Genomic DNA, 15,712 nt, shown 5'->3' with positions numbered 1-15,712 from the left:
TACCACCGGCGAACTGCGCGTCAGCTGAGCTTCAGCGAACGGCCGATGATCTCCTTCATGATCTCGGTGGTGCCCCCGTAGATCGTCTGCACCCGTGCATCCATGTACGCCTTGGCAATCGGGTATTCGCGCATGTAGCCGTATCCACCGTGCAGCTGCAGACACTTGGTGATCAGGTCGAGCTGTTCTTCGGTGCTCCACCACTTGGCCATAGCGGCATCTTCGACCGAGAGCTTGCCGGCGTTGAGCTCCTCGATGAAGCGGTCGACCATGACCCGGACAGCCGTGGTCTTGGTAGCCAACTCGGCGAGGACGAACCGGGTGTTCTGCTGCGCGCCGATCGGTTTGCCGAACGCCTTGCGATCGCGCACGTACTGGATGGTGGTATCCAGGCAGCCCTCCATGGCGGCGGCCGCCATCACGGCGATCGACATCCGCTCCTGCGGCAGGTTCTGCATCAGATGGATGAAGCCCATCCCCTCGGTGCCCAGCAGGTTCTTCGCGGGCACTCGCACATCGGTAAAGCTCAGTTCCGCGGTGTCCTGCGCCTTGAGGCCGATCTTGTCGAGGTTGCGGCCCCGCTCGAAACCGGGCATACCACGCTCGACGACCAGCAACGAGAAGCCCATCGACCCCTTCTCGGGATCCGTCTGCGCGACGACGATCACGATATCGGCGTTGATGCCGTTGGTGATGAAGGTCTTGGCCCCGTTGATCACCCAGTCGTCGCCGTCTTTCACCGCACGGGTCTTGATGCCCTGCAGATCCGAGCCGGTGCCCGGCTCGGTCATCGCAATCGCTGTGATGAGCTCACCGGAACAGAACCCCGGCAGCCACCGCTGCTTCTGCTCGTCGTTGGCCAGCTCCACCAGGTAGGGCGCGATGACGTCGTTGTGCAGCGGAAAGCCCAGCCCGGAGTACTGCCCCTTGCTGGTCTCCTCGGTGATCACGGCGTTGTAGCGGAAATCCTTCACGCCGCCACCGCCGAACTCCTCGGGTACGGCCATCCCCAGGAACCCCTGCTTGCCGGCTTCCAACCACAGTTCGCGGTCGACCACGCCGGCTTCTTCCCAGCGAGCGTGGTTGGGCGCCACGTGCTGCTCCAGAAACTTACGGTAGGACTCCCGGAACAAATCGTGTTCGGGCTCGAAAAGGGTGCGCTCCACGCCAACCTCCTAGTGACCACAGTGGCAACTCGCCTGCCACTACGGTACCCGGAAGTGGAATCCTGGTTCACTTCAGATCCAGAAAAAGTCGCCTACCTGTGCAGAAAGCCAATCAACGAGAGGTGGGCACACCCTGAACCCGGGTAAACCTGACTCAGATCCCGACCGCGCCGCGCACCCGGCCCCACAGGGTGCGGCCCGCATCGCGTTCCCGCTCGGCGAGCAGATGGATGATCTCCTCCTCGAGCGCCTTGCGCACCACCTGCTGCAATTCCGCCGCCGCGGCGTCCGGATCGGTAGCGTCGCGCCACGCGGTGGTCTCGATCGGAGTGCCGGCAGAGTAGTAGAACCGCTCCGGCCGTGGCACGACGGTAGGCCCGATGCCACGCATCAACGGCGGGGTGAGATTGCCACGAATCCCCAGCACCTCCACCGTGCGACGCAACGGCAGCAGCACCGCATGGTCACCACTGAAGACCACGTCGAACACATCGTCCGCACCGATCATCGCGGTCGGCACGATGGTGGCGCCGGTCTCTATGGCCATGCGCGCGAAACCGGTACGCCCCTCCCATTTCAGCTGATATTTTTCTCCCTTGCGACGCATGGCCTCCCGGCCACCGCCCGGAAATACGAGGACTGCCTGGCCGTTGTCCAGCAGGGCACGGCAATTCTCCCGGGAACCCCGAACGGCACCGATCCAGTGCACCAACTCGCGCACCGGCGGCACCCGCATGAGGACGTTCTCGGCGAGCCCTCGTACCACACGTCCGGTTCGGCGATAGATCTCGTGCACCAGCAGCGGGCCGTCCACACCGCCGAGCAGAGTGTGGTTGCCGACCAGCATCACCGGGCCGGTCTCGGGGATATTTTCCAGACCGTGGAACACCGGGCTGTTCCACATCCGCACCGATGCCGTCAACACGTCGAACATGCGAAGGTCGTTGGCGGACAACGTCATCTGCAAAGGCGCGCCATCGCTGAGTATCACCGGCGCCCCCTCGGCGGTGACATCGACAGGCGTGAACTGGTCTTCGGACATCTGCACCCTCCCTGCAGCCGTCCATGGTCACGCGAAGGCGCCGTGAACGGCTGTGGCACACCGACTATGAATAATTCAGTGTGAAAGCCCCGCTGCATCCGCACTGCCGACGGTGCTCGCGTGCGCGTACTGCGACAGGGTTGGCGCCAGGGACCGGGGAACCCGGGCCCGCACCCGAGTGCCACCCTCCTCGTGCGAGGAGCTGATGATCCGGCCGTCGGAGTGAATGCGCGCGAGCACGTCACCCCGAGTATACGGCAGCAGCACGCTCACCTCGACATCCAGTCCGCCGAGGATCTCGGCCAAGCGCTCGCGCAAGGCCTCGATTCCCTCGCCGGTGCGGGCCGATACGAACAGCGCTCCCGGGAGCTGGGCGCGCAAACGTGCCAGCGCAGTCCCGTCCAATCCGTCGATCTTGTTCACCACCAGCAGTTCCGGTGGCGCCGACGCCTGCTGCCCCTGCTCGCGCAGCACATCGGTGATCACCTCGCGCACCGCCTTGATCTGCTGATCGGGCAGTGGATCGGAACCGTCGACCACGTGTAGCAGCAGGTCCGCGCCGGTGACCTCCTCGAGCGTGGAGCGGAATGCCTCCACCAACTGGGTCGGCAGGTGACGGACGAAACCGACCGTATCGGTGAAGACCACCTCGCGGCCGTCGTCGAGCGCCGCGCGACGCGTGGTCGGATCGAGGGTCGCGAACAACGCATCCTGTACCAGGATGCCGGCGCCGGTGAGCGCGTTCATCAGACTCGATTTCCCGGCGTTGGTGTAACCGACGATGGCGATCGACGGGATACCGCTCGAGGTGCGGCGCGAGCGTTTGGTGTCGCGCGCGGTCTTCATCTCGCGGATCTCGCGGCGCAGCTTCGCCATGCGCTCACGAATCCGGCGCCGATCGGTTTCGATCTTGGTTTCACCGGGACCACGCAGACCCACGCCGCCATTGCTGCCGGCCCGGCCACCGGCCTGGCGCGACATCGACTCACCCCAGCCACGCAGCCGCGGCAGCATGTACTCCATCTGCGCCAGCGATACCTGCGCCTTACCCTCGCGGGAGGTGGCGTGCTGGGCGAAGATGTCCAGAATCAGCGCGGTGCGGTCGATGACCTTCACCTTGACGACCTTCTCCAGCGCGGTCAGCTGCGCCGGGGTCAGTTCACCGTCGCAGACCACGGTGTCGGCACCGCTGTCGAGCACCACCGCACGCAATTCCTCGGCCTTACCGGAACCGATGTAGGTGGCCGGATCCGGTTTGTCCCGGCGCTGAATCAGCGCATCGAGCACCTGCGATCCCGCCGTCTCCGACAGCGCCGCCAACTCGGCCATACTGGCTTCCGCCTGGGCCGCAGTCCCCTCGGTCCACACCCCCACCAGCACCACGCGCTCCAAGCGCAGCTGCCGGTACTCGACCTCGGTGACATCGGTCAGTTCGGTCGACAGGCCCGCTACACGGCGTAGCGCGCTGCGCTCGTCGAGCTGAAGTTCGCCGACCGTGGGCTCGGTCGTCCAGCCGCGTTCGCGCAGGCGGGTGTAGACATCGCTGCCGCCGACCGCGTCCGCCCCGGCGTCGTCGGCTGCGTCGTTCTGGGTCACGTAGCCGTCCTGCTCCGCGTAGCCGTCCTGCTCTGCATCGGATCGGTCGATCGGAGTGAACTCGTACGTCTCTGATTTCCTCATACACCTCCATGTTCCCACGGCTCAACCGTCGGGCGCACCCGGTTATTTCCCCGGACACGCAGCTCACACGGATTCAGGCGCCGGCCCACCAAGCACCGGCGAGGCGACCGGACCCGACCAGAACCGACGGCCCGCGCAGCCAGGCGCTACCGTGATCGATCCCCACGGTGACCGCGCCACCGGGCACCCGTACCCGCACCTGGGCCGATTCCTCGGCAGGGGAGATTCCCGCGCCGGCCAACGCCGCAACGGCCGCGGCGACGGTGCCCGTGCCGCAGGATCGCGTCTCACCGACACCACGTTCGTACACCCGCATATCGACCGCGCCGTCGGCCCCGAGGCCGGTCAGAATCTCGATGTTGACCCCGTGTGGGAACAGTTCCGGATCGAACCCGGGCGGCACGCTGAGGTCGAGGGCTGCCAGCGCCTCGGCGGTGAGCGCCGGATCGGCACAGGCCAGATGCGGATTGCCGACATCCACCCCCACCCCGGCCAACGCGCTGCCGGCCACGGTGGCCGTCGACTCGCCGAGCAGGCGGAACTCTCCCATACCGACCGTCACGTCGCCGACCACGTCGTCGAAACCGTGCACGACAACCGGCCGCGCACCCGCACGAGTGCCCACCACGAATTCCGATTCCGCCTGCATACCGGTCGCCATCAGATAGTGGGCGAAAACCCGCACCCCGTTGCCGCACATCTCGGCGATCGAGCCGTCACCGTTGCGATAGTCCATGAACCAGTCGTCCGGTCCGACGCCCGGTGGCAACGCGCGCAGTTCACCACCCGCGACGAGTGCCCCGGCACGGCTGACCCGCAGTACGCCGTCGCCACCGATCCCCTGCCGGCGATCGCACAGCACGGCGACGGTCGCCGGATCCAGGCGTAGCCGCGCCTCGGGGTCGGGCAGCACCACGAAATCGTTCTGGGTGCCGTGGCCCTTGCTGAATTCGATATCGGCCCGCACCGACCCGCTCTGCTCGTTCATCGCTCTCGCTCCTGCACCCGTCCCACACTCCTCGCCGTCCCGTCCGTGGAACCCACTCGGGCCACGATTTCATCCACCATGGCCGGGTCGGCACCGTCGACCCAGTGCACCCGAGGATCGCGGCGGAACCACGACCGTTGCCGCCGAACGTAGCGGCGGGTACCGATGAAGGTGCGCTCGCGCGCGTGGTCCAGATCGTATGCACCGTCCAGGTAGTCCAGGACCTGTGCGTAGCCGATCGCCCGGCGCGCGGTCACGCCGTCGCGCAGGCCGCGGCCGATCAGACCGCGGACCTCGTCGACCAATCCCTGTTCGAACATGAGGTCGGTGCGGGCTCGGATGCGGATGCCGAGTTCGGTGGTGTCGCGGTCGACGCCGATGATGGTGGTGTCCCACCGCGGGGTGCCGCGCTGTGGCTGGGAGGCGGCGAACGGACGCCCGGTCAGTTCGACCACCTCCAGCGCCCGCACGATACGCCGGCCGTCGGTCGGCAGAATGGTCTGCGCCGCGACGGGGTCGACCGCGTTCAAGGCGGCGTGCACAGCCGCCACGCCGTCGCGCGCCAGCACCGCCTCCCACTTCTCCCGGACCCGGGTGTCGGTGGCCGGAAACTCCCACTCGTCCAGCAGCGCCTGCACGTACATCATCGATCCGCCGACAATGACAGGTACTCGACCCCGGGCGCGGATGTCGTCCACATCCGCACAGGCCGCGCTCTGATAGGCGGCGACCGTCGCGGTGTCGGTCACCTCCAGCACGTCGAGTTGATGGTGCACGATCCCGCGCCGCTGGTCGGGGGGCAATTTCGCGGTGCCGATATCCATCCCGCGATACAGCTGCATCGCGTCGATATTGACGATTTCGCCGTCGAGCCGCTGCGCCAATTCCAGAGCGAGGTCCGATTTTCCGGTCGCGGTGGGGCCGATGACCGCGATCGGCGCGATCATCGCGTACCCGCCGGATGCCAGAGCGAGACGTGATAGCCGACCCCGAACGGCGCTGCGCGATACAGCGTTTCGACCTCGGGATCGGCATCGTCCCGCTCGAACAGGCCCGCCAGCACCTGATAGCCCGGCCGCCCCGCCACCTCGAGCTCACCGCACAACGTGTCGTCGAGGGTGGCCAGCGCGGCGCGGTCACCGGCGTCCAGCGCCGCATCGATACGTTGCTGCTCGGCCTCGGCGCGTGGATCCAGATATCCCGGCGAGGTGGTGGACAGGGTCGCCGCACCGTCGGCCACGACCAGTACCCCGCGCGGGGTCGCATCGCCGTCCAGGCGCGCCCGCAACCGGGTTCCGAGCTCGGCGCAGCCGTCCGGATCCGTATCGGGATCGATCGCGAGCGCCTCGGCCTCGATCGGATCCGGTCCCCGGCCATCCCGCCCGGACCCGCTGACCTGCCCACGCAACCAGGCTCCGACCAGTAGCGGTACCGGCCACCGCGGATCGGGTTCGGCGCCGGTCCTCAGCTCCTCGTCCGAGAGCGCCATCCGGACGTCCGCGCCGAACCCGCGCAGCGTTCCGACACCGGCCACACACCCGGTCCCGGCGCCGACAACCGTCCAGTTCCGGGCGTACTCCCCCAGCCGCCGCCCCGCTTGCACGACCGCCGCACGCAGTGGCGGCACCTGCGCCGCCGGATGGTCCGCATCGGTCAGCGGCGCCGCACCGGCCAATTCGGGAATCAGCACGAGCGGCGAGGGAATCAACGCGGCGACACGAAACACGGGGTCAACGGTAGCGGCACCGGCGAATCCGCCGATGCGGTGGACCCGGCGAATCACGCCCGGCACCGCCGGTTCCGGGTGCGGTTCACGGCCGCCGCGTCACCGCTGTGGGACGCCGAGGCAGACGCTGCCCCGGCAGCACCGAACCTGTCCCCACCACTCACACTCGTCACTCGCTGCACGCCACCGCCCACAAGAGAGGGCAATTCTGCCTCCTGGCTGGTTGAATGGGATCTGCTAGGGCGTAACCAGGCGGCCGTGACGCGCGGCAGGGATGAGGAGCGATGACCGACAACAGCGGTACCGAGAAGGCAGTGCAACCGGAATCCGGGGCAGCGCAGCAGACCGGCAATCCCGCCGGGAAGCGTCCGACTCCGGCCGAGGGCGCACCAGGCGGCGCGCGGCCGTCGAGCGGGCCCACACCGGGCGCGCCGAAGCCCGGCGGCCCCAAGCCCGGAGCACCCAAACCGGGGGCACCCAAGCCCACCTCGGCCCATCACGTGAAACCCGCTCCCGCCCCGGGCCCCGCCCATGAACACCCCCACCCCGTGGTGGTGCCGACTGTCAGCGACCCCAGCGCCTGGGGCCGGGTCGACGAGGACGGCACCGCGTGGGTGAAGACCGCGGACGGCGAGCGGCAGATCGGATCGTGGCAGGCCGGCAACGCCGCCGAAGGCCTGGCCCACTTCGGCCGCCGATTCGATGATCTCGCCACCGAGGTCGCCCTGCTGGAGGCCCGCTTGGCGGCCGGCACCGACGCACGCAAGACCAAGACGGCCGCCGTCGCGCTCGCCGACACCCTGCCGACGGCCGCGGTCATCGGCGACCTCGACGGGTTGCAGCAGCGCCTGCAGGCCATCATCGAACACTCCGACGAGGCGGCCGCCCACGCCAAGGAGGAGAAGGAACGAACACGCCACGAGCACACCGAGCGCAAGGAAGCGCTCTGCGCCGAGGCCGAGGAGATTTCCGCGGAGTCCACCCAGTGGAAGGCCGCCGGCGATCGGCTCCGTGAAATCCTCGACGAGTGGAAAACCATCCGGGGCGTCGACCGTAAGGTCGACGACGCCCTGTGGCGGCGTTTCTCCAAGGCCCGCGAGGCGTTCAACCGGCGCCGGGGCGCGCATTTCGCCGAACTGGATCGCGAACGCGCCGCGGCGAAGACCCGCAAGGAAGATCTGTGTGTGCGGGCCGAAGAACTGTCCGACTCCACCGACTGGGTGGGCACCGCGGCCGTCTTCCGTGATCTGCTGACCGAGTGGAAAGCCGCCGGGCGCGCGCCACGCGAGGCCGACGAGCAATTGTGGCGCCGCTTCAAGAGTGCTCAGGACGTGTTCTTCTCGGCGCGCAACGCCGCCGCGTCCGAGCGCGACGCCGAATTCGGGGAGAATGCGGCCGCCAAGGACGAGCTGCTGCGCACCTACTCCGACCGGATTCCGGAACAGGTCGGATCCGATCCGGCGACCTTGGATGCCGCCCGGTCCGCGCTGCGTGAACTGCAGCAGAAGTGGGACGAGATCGGCAAGGTCCCCCGGGACCGAATGCACGATCTGGAAGCCAAGCTCCGTGGTCTGGAGAAGCGGGTGCGTGAGGCCGCCGATGCGCAGTGGCGCCGCACCGACCCGGAGGCGATGGCCCGCGCAGCCCAGTTCCGCGAACGGGTCGCGCAGTTCGAGGAGCAGGCAGCGAAGGCCGAGGCCGCAGGCCGCAGGCGCGACGCCGAAAAGGCGCTCGAACAGGCCGCACAGTGGCGTGAATGGGCCGACGCCGCCGAGGGCGCTGTCAGCCGGCGCTGAGCGGCGGGGCTACTGGTCCTCGCCGAACAGGTGACGGCGGTTGCTCTCCTCCTGATCGGCGGCGGCCTTCCGGCGCTGTTCTTCGGCCTCCAACTGCAGCGCGGTTCGGCTCCACACCGCCCGGATCCAGTGGAAGGTCAGCACCACGATCGCGATCGCGGCCAGGATCAGGCCGACCCCCGGCCCGGCGCCCTCGTAGTTGCCGAGCCCGGGGGTCTGGCGATGCCAGATCGACAAGACACCGAACACACTGCCCACCGCCGAGCCGGCCACCGCGATCCAGGCCAGCGTCCAACGCCGGGTGATCAGCGCCAGGGACGAGAATCCGATCCCGAAGACAACGACGAACCACTCGAAGACTCGCGACGGCAGGCCGATGTGCTCGGCCTGGGCGTTGCCGTCGTACAGCACCACGTCCAGCCCACGGGCGTCACCGGCGTGCGGCAGCACCAGCGACAGCAGCAGCACGAAGACCGCCACGGCCACTACCAGGGCCCGCGATCCGGGATCGATCTCACCAGCGATCTTGCGTTCGACGGCCTCGAGGTCGCCGCGGAATTGTTCGAACGCCTTCGATTCGGTGGGGTTCATACTCTCCTCGTTCGGCTCGGCACCGGTGGGTTCGGCCTGCGGCTGCGGTTCGGCGTCCGGACGCTCCGGCTCCGGCTGTTCCGCGCCGGAGGAACGGTCCGGCTGCTCGTCTCTGCGTCGGGACATCTCAGGCCCCACAGCCGGAACCACACGCCGAGGCCGCGGGTTCGGTCTGCCCCGGCTCGGGGGCCCCGATCCGGGGCAGACCGAGCCCGACACCGATCGGTGCGGTCTTGGGCAGCATCCCCTGCTCGTGCGCGTCACCGGCGCGGGTGCGGCGATGAGTGTGCACGGGACTGTCGGCGATCAGGTGGTGGGGCGCCGCCTCGGTGATATCGACGGTCACGATATCGCCGGGCCGGATCGACGCCTCCGGGCCGGGCCGGAAGTGGACCAGCCGCCCGTCGCGCGCGCGACCGCTCATTCGGGCGGTCGCCGCGTTCTTCTTGCCCGCGCCCTCGACCACCAGCAGTTCCACTTCGGTACCGATCAGTTCGCGGTTGGCATCCAGCGAGATCTGCTCCTGCAGTTCGATCAACCGGTCGTAGCGTTCCTGCACCACCGCCTTGGGGACCTGATCGGCCATGGTGCCCGCCGGCGTGCCGGGACGAATCGAGTACTGGAAAGTGAAGGCACTGGTGAAGCGGGCCTGCCGGACCACATCGAGGGTTTCCTGGAAGTCCGCTTCGGTCTCGCCCGGGAAGCCGACGATGATATCGGTGGTGATGGCGGCATGCGGCATGGCGGCGCGCACCTTCTCGATGATGCCCAGGAAGCGTTCCTTTCGGTAGGAACGCCGCATCGCCTTGAGTACTCGGTCCGAACCGGACTGCAGCGGCATATGCAACTGCGGGCACACGTTCGGGGTCTGCGCCATCGCCTCGATGACATCGTCGGTGAACTCGGCCGGATGCGGCGAGGTGAACCGCACTCGTTCCAGTCCGTCGATATCACCGCAGGCACGCAGCAGTTTCGCGAAGGCACCACGGTCGCGCCGCTCGGCGGTGAAGCCGGCCGGATCATGCTGCGGCAATGCGGGTTCGGCGAAATTCACGCCGTAGGAGTTGACGTTCTGCCCCAGCAGGGTCACCTCCAGCACCCCCTGATCGACCAATGCCTGTACTTCGGCCAGCACATCGCCGGGCCGTCGGTCGACCTCCTTACCGCGCAGTGCGGGCACGATGCAGAAGGTGCAGGTGTTGTTGCAACCCACCGAGATCGACACCCAGCCGGCGTAGGCGGATTCGCGACGCGCCGGGAGAGTGGACGGAAACGCCTCGAGCGATTCGAGGATCTCCACCTCGGCCTGCTCGTTGTGGCGGGCACGCTCGAGCAGCACCGGCAGCGATCCGATGTTGTGGGTGCCGAACACCACATCGACCCACGGCGCCTTACGCACCACGGTGTCGCGGTCCTTCTGCGCCAGGCAGCCGCCGACGGCGATCTGCATACCGGGACGGTCCGCCTTGATCGGCGCCAGATGCCCGAGTGTCCCGTAGAGCTTGTTGTCGGCGTTCTCGCGCACCGCGCAGGTGTTGAACACCACCAGGTCCGCGGTCTCGCCACCGGCCGCCCGGGCGTATCCGGCGTCCTCGAGCAGGCCCGACAGCCGTTCGGAGTCGTGCACATTCATTTGGCAGCCGTAGGTGCGGACTTCGTAGGTCCGCTGCGACGACGATTCGGCGGTAGAACCGGAGGCGCGTCCCGCAGCCGAATGCGCCGCAACCTGCATGGACGAATTCACGTGTCCAGGGTAGACGCTGCACGAAATCCGGCGCTCACCCCGGTGTGCGCTACCCAGGGCAGGGTGACAACGGTCACGTCCGTTCTCTTTCGGGGTAACCACCCGGGGAAATCCCGGCGGCAACAGCACGACGCCCGCGCCAAAAGTGCGCATTCGGGGCGCGACCACTCTAGGGTCGACTCTCATGACCGATGCCGCCGACGCGACCAGGGGCGAGACCGCTTCCGCTGCCGCACCGCCGATGATCGCGATGCGCAACGTGGACAAGCACTTCGGTGATCTGCACGTACTTCGCGACGTGAACCTCGAGGTGCCGCGTGGTCAGGTGGTGATCGTGCTGGGCCCGTCCGGCTCCGGCAAATCCACCCTGTGCCGCACCATCAACCGACTCGAACCGATCGACTCCGGCACCATCGCGGTCGACGGTGTGGAACTCCCGTCCGAGGGCCGCGCACTGGCGAAGTTACGTGCCGACGTCGGCATGGTGTTCCAGCAGTTCAACCTCTTCGCACACAAGACGATCCTGGACAACGTGATCCTCGGGCCCACCAAGGTCCGCCGGATCGGCAAGAAGCAGGCCCACGAACGCGCGATGGAACTGCTCGATCGGGTCGGGATCTCCGAACAGGCGCAGAAATACCCGGCACAGCTGTCGGGTGGCCAGCAGCAGCGGGTGGCCATAGCGCGGGCACTGGCGATGAACCCGAAGGTGATGCTGTTCGACGAGCCCACCTCCGCCCTGGACCCCGAGATGGTCAACGAGGTGCTCGAGGTGATGGTGTCGCTGGCCAAGGAAGGGATGACCATGCTGGTCGTCACCCATGAAATGGGATTCGCACGCCGGGCCGGCGATCGCGTGCTGTTCATGGCCGACGGCCAGATCGTCGAGGACGCCGAGCCGGAAACCTTCTTCACCGCGCCCGCTTCCGAGCGAGCGAAGGACTTCCTGGGCAAAATCCTGAGCCACTGACCGCTTCCCGTCACCTGGTACGAGAGAGAAGGCATTCGATGAGGATCACCCGAGCACTGCGATTCGGAATCGGCGCGCTGGCCCTCGCGGTCGTCGCGACCGGATGCGGTAGTGGCAGTGATAAAACGGCCACCCAGCACGCCGCCGAAGGCTCACTGACGATAGGTATCAAATTCGATCAGCCCGGGCTCGGTCTCCGCGACCGCAACGGGAACTATTCCGGATTCGATGTCGACGTGGCACGGTACGTGGCCGGCAAACTCGGTGTGCCCCCGGAGAAGATCACCTTCAAGGAGGCGCCCTCCGCACAGCGGGAGACGCTGATCCAGAACGGTCAGGTCGACTACATCGTCGCCTCGTATTCGATCAACGACCAGCGCAAGAAGAAGGTCGATTTCGCCGGGCCGTACTTCGTCGCCGGCCAGTCGCTGCTGGTACGTGCCGACAACAACGACATCACCGGACCGGATTCACTGCGCGGCGGCAAGAAGCTGTGCTCGGTGAAGGGTTCCACACCGGCGCAGAACATCCAGAAGAACTTCGCCGGGGATGTGCAACTGCAGGAGTACGACACCTATTCACTGTGTGTCGAGGCGCTGAAGTCGGGTGCGGTCGACGCGGTCACCACCGACAACATCATCCTGGCCGGGTACGCGGCCCAGTCACCGGGGCAGCTGAAGGTGGTCGGTCAGCCGTTCACCACGGAGAACTACGGCATCGGCCTGCAGAAGGGTGACACCGAGTCGCGCAACATGATCAACGACGCGATCGAAGCGATGATCCAGGACGGTTCCTGGAAGGCGGCGCTGGAGCAGAACTTCGGCAACACCGACTTCACCATTCCCGCCCCGCCCCAGGTCGACCGTTACTGATCGAGAAGGGACGCCGCCACCGTGTTCGAGTTGATATCGGAGTACGACACCCGGCTGTGGGAGGCCTTCTGGGTCACCATCAAGCTGACCGTGTTCTCCGCGATCGGGGCGCTGATCATCGGCACCCTGGTGGCGGCGATGCGGGTGTCGCCGATCCCGGTGGCGCAGTGGATCGGCACCGCATATGTGACGATCTTCCGCAATACCCCGCTGACCCTGATCCTGGTGTTCTGTTCACTGGGGCTCTACACCACGCTCGGGATCACCCTCGCGAGTGAGAGTTCGGGGCTGGATTTCCTTCCTACCAACAACTTCCGCTTCGCGGTGCTCGGATTGAGCGTCTACACCGCATCGTTCGTCTGCGAAACACTGCGGGCGGGGATCAACACCGTGCCGCTGGGACAGTCCGAGGCGGGAAGGTCGCTGGGGTTGACCTTCGGCCAGAATCTGCGGCACGTGGTGTTGCCGCAGGCCTTCCGGTCGGTCGTCGCACCGCTGGGCAGCGTGTTCATCGCGCTGACCAAGAATTCGACCATCGCTTCGGCGATCGGCGTGGCGGAGGCGGCGGCGTTGATGGCGGAGATGATCGAGACCGAGGCGCAAGTTCTCGTCGTCGGCCTGATCTTCGCGATCGGCTTCGTCATTCTCACCTTGCCCACCGGATTGATATTCGGCTGGCTGGCCAAGCGATTCGAGGTGAAGCGATGAGTGCGAACGCCTCGGTTCTCTACGATGTCCCCGGCCCCAAGGCCCGCCGCCGGCACGCCGTGTATTCGGTACTGGTGCTGGCCGCTGTCGTGGCGGTCGGCTGGCTGGTGTGGCAGGCCTTCGCCGACAAAGGGCAACTGACCGCGGAGAAGTGGAAACCGTTCATCCAGCCCGAGGTGTGGGAGACCTACATCCTGCCGGGTCTGCGCGGCACACTGGTCGCCGCCGCATTGTCGATCGTCTTCGCGATGGTGATCGGCATGGTGTTCGGGCTGCTGCGGTTGTCCGATCATCGGATCGTGCGCTGGGTGGCCGGGGCGATCGTCGAGGTGGCCCGCGCCATCCCGGTGCTGATCCTGATGATCTTCCTGTTCCAGTGGTTCGCGGTGAAGAATCTCTTCGTCTCCGACAAGCTGGCGTTGGCGGCGGTGGTCATCGCGCTGACCGTCTACAACGGGTCGGTGATCGCCGAGATCGTGCGCGCGGGGATCCGTTCGCTCCCGCAGGGACAGACCGAGGCGGCCCAAGCCCTGGGCCTGCGCAAGGGCCAGATGATGCGGCTGATCCTGCTCCCGCAGGCGATCACGGCCATGCTGCCCGCACTGATCTCGCAGATGGTGGTCGCCCTGAAGGACACCGCGCTCGGCTACCAGATCACCTATCAGGAGATCGTCCGCCAAGGGCAGCAGTTGGGCGCGGCCGAACAGAACACGGTGCCCGCACTGATCGTCGTTGCCATCATCATGATCATCCTGAACTGGGCGCTGACCTTCCTGGCCACCCGCATCGAGAAGCGCCTGCGGGCCCGCCGGCGCGGACGCGCAGTACTCGGCGTGAACTCGGTCCTCACCGATGCCGCACCGGGCGTGGACGTCGCCAAGGGCCCCTGATTTCCACTCGCACCGAGCACAACCCTCGCTGCACAGTTCACACTGTCCGATGCTGAACAGGCACCACCCCGGTCGCCGCGTCCACGCCACTCACGGCGGCCGGGGAATGGTGTCCAACGCTCGCGGATGCCGACGCCGCAGCACCGGTGATTCACAGGAGATCGGCCGCCGCCAGCTCCTCTTTCACCACTGTGTAGGCGATGGAGCTGCCGTAGCCGCGGCGGGCGAGCATACCGATGAGACGGTTGACCATCTTGTCCTGCGTCAGCTTCCCGGGCATGGTGCGCAGTTTCCGGCGGACCAGCTCCCGGGCCTGCTCGTCCTCGGCGACCGGATCGGCGGAGGCGAGGTCGATGCGCTCCTGCGGCGAAGCGGCGCCCGCAGAAGCGAGATCGGTGGGGCGGTGTGCCAGTTCGGCTCGAACTACGGCGTAGGCGAGCGACTGCGGGCACCCGCGCCTGGCGAGCAAGCCGACCAGACGCGCAGTCGCCTTGTCGGTCGGCAGATCGGGTGACATGCTGCGCAATTTCCGGCGCACCAGTTCCGCTGCCTGTTCCTCGTCCAGCACGGGTGTGGGCGTCCGCCGCATCCGGGCTGTTTCCGGGCCGCCGCTCGGCTGCTCCGGATCGTCCTCCTGCGGCAGGCGCTCGACGCCGGTCGATCGTTGCGAGCGGGCATAGTGCGGACGGGGTGGTTGTCGATCCAGGAGCTCCAGGGGCTGCCGAGTCGGGTCGGGGAGGTTCGGCTCACGATCGGACGCGTCCAGTTCGTCTTTGACCACGGCATAGGCCATGGACTGCTGGTAGCCGCGACGAGCGAGCATGCCGACAAGCCGGGCCGCGACCTTGTCGCGGGGCAGGTCGGCCGGAAGCGTGGTCAGTTTGCGCTGCACCAGTTCGGCGGCGCGCGCGCTTTCGTCGGCAGGGGTGATGGCGGCGAGGGCCGGCTCGGCATGCGCGTCGGAGACACCCTTGCGGCGCAACTCCTGCGCGAGCACCTTCTTGCCTTTGCCTGAGAAGGTGTGCCGCGAATGCACCCACTGCTCCGCGAAGGCGGCGTCGTCGACCAGACCGACCTCGGTGAGCCGATTCAGTACCCGCTCGGCGATATGCGCGGTGAATCCCTTGGCCGCGAGTTTGTCCGCCAGTTCGGCGCGGCTACGAGCCCGATCGGTGAGCAGCCGCAGGCAGACATCCTTGGCCTGCGCCTCGGTTCCCCCCACCGGCTCACCGGTCCGCCGGTCATCGCCCCGGCCCGCACCGGCCGACCGCTCCGCCGAGCCGGACTCGTCCTCCGGGGAGCGGCGACGAGAAGCGCGGCGCCGTTCCTTGCGAGCGGCCCGGGTCTCCTGGCCGATAACTTCCGGTCTGCACTCGGCGGCGCCACCGTAGGGGTCCGGCGTACTACCCGTCGCATCCCAGCTGTCCGGGGCCGACGACGACAGGTGCCCGGCACCACCACTCCGGTCTCGGCGAACAGATTCTGCCGGGGACTTATCCCTGCTCCCCGCTGAGCGGGTGCGGGATTCGATCTGTTCCA

The 15,712-nt window shown here is 67.3% G+C and carries 14 protein-coding genes and 1 pseudogene; 5 read left to right on the top strand and 10 right to left on the bottom strand.

What is annotated here, in order from left to right; genetic code table 11:
* Window positions 1-20: 20 nt before the first annotated feature.
* From NV2_RS23850 to NV2_RS23825, 6 genes are all read right to left on the bottom strand, one after another.
* Window positions 21-1,166: an acyl-CoA dehydrogenase family protein gene (locus NV2_RS23850; protein WP_067878657.1), complete on the bottom strand. Its 1,146-nt coding sequence runs from the start codon at window positions 1,164-1,166 to the stop codon at window positions 21-23.
* A gap of 154 nt (window positions 1,167-1,320) precedes the next feature.
* Window positions 1,321-2,208 carry a lysophospholipid acyltransferase family protein gene (locus tag NV2_RS23845; RefSeq protein WP_067878656.1) on the bottom strand — a complete coding sequence of 296 codons (888 nt, stop codon included), beginning with the start codon at window positions 2,206-2,208 and terminating at the stop codon, window positions 1,321-1,323.
* Window positions 2,209-2,283: 75 nt separating this feature from the next.
* The gene (gene hflX / locus NV2_RS23840) at window positions 2,284-3,888 is read right to left on the bottom strand and encodes a GTPase HflX (protein ID WP_067878654.1); all 1,605 of its coding nucleotides are present in this window, start codon (window positions 3,886-3,888) and stop codon (window positions 2,284-2,286) included.
* Window positions 3,889-3,961: 73 nt separating this feature from the next.
* On the bottom strand, window positions 3,962-4,876 hold the full coding sequence (gene dapF / locus NV2_RS23835) for a diaminopimelate epimerase (protein WP_174550630.1): 915 nt from the start codon (window positions 4,874-4,876) through the stop codon (window positions 3,962-3,964).
* Window positions 4,873-5,823 carry a tRNA (adenosine(37)-N6)-dimethylallyltransferase MiaA gene (gene miaA / locus NV2_RS23830; protein ID WP_067878651.1) on the bottom strand — a complete coding sequence of 317 codons (951 nt, stop codon included), beginning with the start codon at window positions 5,821-5,823 and terminating at the stop codon, window positions 4,873-4,875. The genes dapF and miaA overlap by 4 nt, the downstream gene beginning before the upstream one ends.
* Entirely contained in the window at window positions 5,820-6,602 is a 783-nt protein-coding gene (locus tag NV2_RS23825; protein WP_067878727.1) for a class III extradiol ring-cleavage dioxygenase family protein, read from the bottom strand. The genes miaA and NV2_RS23825 overlap by 4 nt, the downstream gene beginning before the upstream one ends.
* A gap of 284 nt (window positions 6,603-6,886) precedes the next feature.
* Between NV2_RS23825 and NV2_RS23820 the strand changes: the two genes are divergently transcribed.
* Window positions 6,887-8,398: a DUF349 domain-containing protein gene (locus NV2_RS23820; protein WP_067878648.1), complete on the top strand. Its 1,512-nt coding sequence runs from the start codon at window positions 6,887-6,889 to the stop codon at window positions 8,396-8,398.
* A 9-nt stretch (window positions 8,399-8,407) separates the two neighbouring features.
* Here NV2_RS23820 and NV2_RS23815 read toward each other — a convergent pair whose 3' ends face one another.
* Both NV2_RS23815 and miaB read right to left on the bottom strand, forming a co-directional pair.
* Window positions 8,408-8,989 (bottom strand): Rv2732c family membrane protein, encoded by a 582-nt coding sequence (locus NV2_RS23815; protein ID WP_067878725.1) that lies wholly within the window; start codon window positions 8,987-8,989, stop codon window positions 8,408-8,410.
* Between the two features lie 127 nt (window positions 8,990-9,116).
* Window positions 9,117-10,721 carry a tRNA (N6-isopentenyl adenosine(37)-C2)-methylthiotransferase MiaB gene (miaB, locus tag NV2_RS23810; protein ID WP_067878723.1) on the bottom strand — a complete coding sequence of 535 codons (1,605 nt, stop codon included), beginning with the start codon at window positions 10,719-10,721 and terminating at the stop codon, window positions 9,117-9,119.
* A 253-nt stretch (window positions 10,722-10,974) separates the two neighbouring features.
* Here miaB and NV2_RS23805 point away from each other — a divergent pair, with 253 nt between their 5' ends.
* Genes NV2_RS23805 through NV2_RS23790 form a run of 4 tightly spaced genes read left to right on the top strand, consistent with a single transcriptional unit; the run spans window position 10,975 to window position 14,173 of the window.
* Window positions 10,975-11,703 carry an amino acid ABC transporter ATP-binding protein gene (locus NV2_RS23805; RefSeq protein ID WP_168436182.1) on the top strand — a complete coding sequence of 243 codons (729 nt, stop codon included), beginning with the start codon at window positions 10,975-10,977 and terminating at the stop codon, window positions 11,701-11,703.
* A gap of 38 nt (window positions 11,704-11,741) precedes the next feature.
* A complete protein-coding gene (locus NV2_RS23800) occupies window positions 11,742-12,575 on the top strand; it encodes a glutamate ABC transporter substrate-binding protein (RefSeq protein ID WP_067878642.1) in 834 nt (277 codons plus the stop codon).
* A gap of 21 nt (window positions 12,576-12,596) precedes the next feature.
* Entirely contained in the window at window positions 12,597-13,283 is a 687-nt protein-coding gene (locus NV2_RS23795; RefSeq protein ID WP_067878639.1) for an amino acid ABC transporter permease, read from the top strand.
* Window positions 13,280-14,173 (top strand): amino acid ABC transporter permease, encoded by an 894-nt coding sequence (locus NV2_RS23790; RefSeq protein WP_067878636.1) that lies wholly within the window; start codon window positions 13,280-13,282, stop codon window positions 14,171-14,173. The genes NV2_RS23795 and NV2_RS23790 overlap by 4 nt, the downstream gene beginning before the upstream one ends.
* A gap of 151 nt (window positions 14,174-14,324) precedes the next feature.
* On the opposite strand, the gene NV2_RS33000 is transcribed toward NV2_RS23790, so the two are convergent.
* On the bottom strand, window positions 14,325-14,690 hold the full coding sequence (locus tag NV2_RS33000) for a RecX family transcriptional regulator (protein ID WP_157103052.1): 366 nt from the start codon (window positions 14,688-14,690) through the stop codon (window positions 14,325-14,327).
* 228 nt (window positions 14,691-14,918) lie between these two features.
* Window positions 14,919-15,530: pseudogene (recX, locus tag NV2_RS32995) on the bottom strand (recombination regulator RecX); the annotation flags it as partial.
* Window positions 15,531-15,712: the final 182 nt, after the last annotated feature.

Source organism: Nocardia vermiculata NBRC 100427 (assembly GCF_001613265.1).
GTDB classification, from domain to species: Bacteria; Actinomycetota; Actinomycetes; order Mycobacteriales; family Mycobacteriaceae; genus Nocardia; species Nocardia vermiculata.
This window is presented reverse-complemented; position numbering and strand designations above follow the sequence as displayed.